This window comes from Nostoc sp. KVJ20 (assembly GCF_001712795.1).
Lineage (GTDB): Bacteria > Cyanobacteriota > Cyanobacteriia > Cyanobacteriales > Nostocaceae > Nostoc.
On sequence record NZ_KV757835.1, the window covers coordinates 1 to 3,663 of the forward strand.

A 3,663-nucleotide genomic window follows, 5' to 3' on the forward strand; every position below is an offset into this window, starting at 1 on the left:
GGTCAATTGGTTTAGCGTTGTGGGTGAATTGCACCGTGACTGGCGTAACGATATTGAAGGGCTAGGTAGTCTTTTAGCAGGGTTTATTCCTGACTACAAAAACCTGATGACTAGCTATGCAGCAAACTCAAGTGCTGGATCTCCCAGTAAATAATGAGAAAGCGTCTATTTTAGCTCGTGTGTAACTGGGTTGGTATTGTCATCGCTAGGTTATCAACTTTACTTGAAACATAGCGGTGACAACTACTTCTTGGTAAAAAATTGCCGAACAATCTGGTGTCTCTAAGGTGGTTGTTCTCAATGAAACTTTTTTCTCAATTAATTCTCTCGTCATCTCTGATCTTTGGAGTATGCCTTACTCAGCAATGCCTTTCTAGGTCTGCTACTGCCGAAGATATGTTGCCCGAGCAAGTCACATCTGTGAATCAGCTTACTGATGTGCAGCCTACAGATTGGGCATTTCAAGCATTGCAAGCATTAGTCGATCGCTACGACTGCATTGTTGGTTATCCCGATCAAACATTTCAGGGCAATCGCTCAATCACTCGTTATGAGTTTGCTGTCGGGTTGAATGCTTGTCTCGATCGGCTCAATCAGCTACTAGAAAGTGCGACAGCAGATTTGATTAAGAAGGAAGATTTACAAACTTTGCAAAGACTTCAGCAGGAATTTACAGCAGAACTCTCAATATTGCGTGGACGGGTAGATTCCTTAGCAACACGCACAGATCAATTCGAGTCTCAGCAATTCTCGACGACGACAAAATTTACTGGAGAAGTAGTTTTTGCGGTGAGTGGTGCATTTGGCGATGATAAAGCTGTACCAGCAGGAGAAACACCTGGCTCCAGGGGTAAGGTCGGTGATAATATCATTTTTAGCGATCGCGTGCGGTTGATATTTAACACCAGTTTTACGGGGCAAGATTTACTGAGAATTCGATTTCAGGCTGGCAATATTCCCAACTTTAGGGACGCCACAGGCACGAATATGGCTCGTCTCAGTTTTGATAGTGATACAGGTAATCAGTTAATTCTCAATCAACTCTATTATCAATTTCCCATCGGGTCTGCTGTTAAGGTGAGTGCGATCGCTCAAGGTACGTTATTTGATGTGGTCGATACCATTAACCCTCTATTGGGAAGTGATGGCAGAGGTTCTATTTCTGCATTTGGGATTCGCAGCCCTATCTATCGTGAAGAAACAGGTGGGACAGGCATTGGTATCAGTTATAACTTCAACTCAGCCATCAATTTAGCACTGGTTTATCTTGCTAGTGAAGCCAACAACCCAACTGCGGGATCTGGATTATTTGATGGTTCCTACTCCACCCTAGCACAACTGACATTAAAACCTACGAAATCCTTAATTTTTGGCTTAACCTATGCTCGTTCTTTGAATGCGATCGATATCAGTACAAGTAGTACCATTACCAATGACCCCTTCAATGGAGCCAGTAAAAACATTGTTGGGAATAGCTATAGTCTTGCAGCTTCCTGGCTCGTCAACCCTGCCTTCAGATTAGGGGGCTGGGTAGGATATCTCCAAGCATCGGCACAAGATATCCCCAATGATCCCAGCGCTGAGATTTTTTACTATGCTGTTAATTTTGGATTCCCAGATTTGGGCAAAAAAGGCAATCTATTGGGCTTTGTCTTTGGACAACCCCCCAAAGTAATCAGCAATGAGTTTGGGGTAATAGATCGCAACACCTCATTGCATTTTGAAGCCTTATATCGATTGCAAGTGAGCGATAATGTCTCAATTACTCCTGGTGCGGTCGTCATTATCAACCCCGATCACAACAGCAATAATGACACCATTTTTGTTGGCACCATTCGGACGACGTTTCAATTTTAGGGTCTGTACAGGCAAGGTAAGAGCCGTTTTTCTTTTTTAAAGATCAAATTACCTATAACGTTAGATTCTATGTTGGATGAACCATCGGCGATTAATAGCAGTGAAGAAAATTATTTAGTCACAGCTGTGATCTGTCATGTAGTGAGACCGGGGCGCGAGGAAGGTTACGAAGCATGGTTTCATGGCATTGCGGCAGATGCACGAAAATTCAAGGGGCATCTGGGTGTCAGCACTATTCGACCCCAGGATCACACCCATCCGGAGTACGTGGTCATTCTCAAGTTCGATTGCTACGACAATCTCAAGACCTGGCTAGAATCTGATGTTAGGCGGGAGTGGATTGAGCGATTGCAGCCCTTGATTCAAAAGCCGGAAGCCCTTCAAACACTGACCGGATTGGAAACCTGGTTTACTCTCTCAAACAAACCGATGAAATTGCCACCACCCCGCTACAAAATGATGTTAGTGACGTGGTTGGGAGTGTTCTTCACTCTTCCTCAACTCAATCGTTTGCTAGCACCGTTTTTGTCTGGGTTGCCTGTATTGCTTAGTCAACTGATTAGCACAGGACTCGGTGTCGCCCTGCTCACCTACTTGATCATGCCGCGCCTAACACAATTATTTCGCAAATGGCTCTATCCCATTCCATAAAATGTTGCCTCATGTGTGAGGTAAATTATTTGGGCATTGCTGAATGAAGAGATGAATTGGTTTAGCTAAGTTTCTTTAATAGAGATTTTTCTCACTAGTTCATTGACTGCATCGACTGAATCATCATTTTCAGTAATCATGGCTTCATCACGAATATCCGTTTTTAGCAGGAATAATTGCTACAAGGCTTGCTATATATGAATAAAAAAAATCTCCTTTGGCTATTGGGTAGTGTAACCGAAAGTTAAAGATAATTTTTAGGGATTGCTCAGACGGGCTAACATCCCTAAACCTAAACCAAAAATTAAGGTAAGTCTCAAAATTAGCACAGTGTGCAACTGACTAAAAAATGGAAGTAATTGATTTTTTACTGCGACTGAACTAAAAGCACCAGCCCAAGCGATACTTAGTACTACCAATAAAACTACATATAACGTTATTCCTCCACTAAAAGCTAAAAGTAAAATTCCAGTTACACCGTGGCTTAATATGTAACACCAACCTAAAGTTTTAGCCCAACTGATAACGCCAAAAATTTTCCAAGCAAAACTGCGAGTCAATGTTAAAGTCAAAAATATTAAAGTAACTCTGGATAAAGTCAAGGCACTTCCCTGCTGTAAAGCCTCATCCCAAACTGGTGTCCAAGCAAATAACCAGCCTAGCATTACATAGCAAGATAAGCTAAACACCAGTTTTATTCAAACAATATATATTGCAAACATTTTTAAATTAACCTTACTTATTAATAAATATTGGAAAAAATAATATTTATTATATTAAGCATGAAAATAATCCGTAGTATTGCTCAGGGCAGTTTTTCATTGTGCAGGTGGACTCCCTTGAGCCAAGCACCCGTTGGCAGCAGCTGTAAATAAAAAAGCAAATTGACTGGTAATATAAAGCTCTACAATAGGCAATTTTTTGACTGGAAAGATTGATTATGAGCTTTGCTAATAAAACCATTGTTCTCACAGGTGCATCAGCAGGAATTGGGCGAAAGCTGGCAATCTCGTTAGCCCAACAAGATGCAAATTTAGTCTTAGCGGCTCGTAATCAAGAAGAATTAGAACAGACACTGACTGCTTGTACAAATCATACACAGAAGGTGATTGCAGTACCTACAGACGTAACTGATGCCGTTGCTTGCCAGCAGTT

5 protein-coding genes are annotated in these 3,663 nt (G+C 41.7%); 3 read left to right on the forward strand and 2 right to left on the reverse strand.

Annotated features, from left to right (window positions below):
* Nucleotides 1-205: 205 nt before the first annotated feature.
* Nucleotides 206-334, reverse strand: coding sequence for a hypothetical protein (locus tag A4S05_RS44060; protein WP_256091117.1), 129 nt, complete (start codon nucleotides 332-334; stop codon nucleotides 206-208).
* 62 nt (nucleotides 335-396) lie between these two features.
* On the opposite strand from A4S05_RS44060, the gene A4S05_RS38105 reads away from it, so the two are divergent.
* Complete coding sequence (locus A4S05_RS38105; RefSeq protein WP_256091408.1) at nucleotides 397-1,857, forward strand: iron uptake porin; 1,461 nt, start codon at nucleotides 397-399, stop codon at nucleotides 1,855-1,857.
* Between the two features lie 141 nt (nucleotides 1,858-1,998).
* Nucleotides 1,999-2,508 carry a putative antibiotic biosynthesis monooxygenase gene (locus A4S05_RS38110; RefSeq protein ID WP_256091409.1) on the forward strand — a complete coding sequence of 170 codons (510 nt, stop codon included), beginning with the start codon at nucleotides 1,999-2,001 and terminating at the stop codon, nucleotides 2,506-2,508.
* A 257-nt stretch (nucleotides 2,509-2,765) separates the two neighbouring features.
* On the opposite strand, the gene A4S05_RS38115 is transcribed toward A4S05_RS38110, so the two are convergent.
* The gene (locus tag A4S05_RS38115) at nucleotides 2,766-3,197 is read right to left on the reverse strand and encodes a hypothetical protein (RefSeq protein WP_141699946.1); all 432 of its coding nucleotides are present in this window, start codon (nucleotides 3,195-3,197) and stop codon (nucleotides 2,766-2,768) included.
* A gap of 251 nt (nucleotides 3,198-3,448) precedes the next feature.
* Here A4S05_RS38115 and A4S05_RS38120 point away from each other — a divergent pair.
* A partial coding sequence (locus A4S05_RS38120) for an SDR family NAD(P)-dependent oxidoreductase (protein ID WP_141699947.1) occupies nucleotides 3,449-3,663 on the forward strand: 215 nt, incomplete at its 3' end.